Source organism: Plantibacter sp. CFBP 13570, from assembly GCF_014841395.1.
GTDB lineage: Bacteria > Actinomycetota > Actinomycetes > Actinomycetales > Microbacteriaceae > Plantibacter > Plantibacter auratus.
In genome coordinates this window covers 1-573 of the sequence record NZ_JACYTW010000146.1, presented here as the reverse complement: position 1 = coordinate 573, position 573 = coordinate 1, and the positions used below count along the sequence as shown (strand labels likewise).

Annotated in this window: 1 pseudogene; it reads left to right on the top strand. The window is 74.3% G+C overall.

The features are described from left to right. Window positions 1-573 (top strand): annotated as a pseudogene (locus IFT89_RS19945) (hypothetical protein); the annotation flags it as partial.

Sequence of the window (573 nt, the reverse complement as noted above, 5' to 3'; positions counted from 1 at the left end):
AGTCGGCGCTGCGCGAGCAGGCCGAGGCCGCTGCGGCCGCCGCCAAGGTCTCGAAGCAGCGCGCCGGTGCGCTCATCGCGCAGCTGTCGCGCGGCGGTGGCGGCGACGTCTCGCTCGACCTGGTCCTCGGCGCGGGGAAGTCCGACGACCTGCTGTCCCGGCTGTCCGTCATGGACAAGCTGAGCGAGCGCAACGCCGCGAGCTACGCCGAGGCGGTGACCGACCGCAACGCGGCGAGCGGCCTGACCGACCAGGCGGAGGTCGCGAAGACGGAACGCGAACGTCTCGAGGGCGAAGCGCAGACGAAGTACGACGAGGCGGAGAGCGCCTCGGCGGCTGCATCCGCAGCGGTGGCGGCACAGGAGCAGCAGGCCGACCAGCTCTACGCGCAGCTCGCCTCCCTGAAGAACACCACTGCCGAGACCGAACGCGGCTACGCGGCCGGCGAGTCCGCTCGCCAGGCGGCGGAAGCGGCGGCAGCCGCGGCCAACACCCCTCCCGCGTCGTCCGGCGGTTCGTCCGGCGGCGGAGGATCGAGCGGTGGTGGCGGTGCGTCCGGCGGCGGCGGTGGCG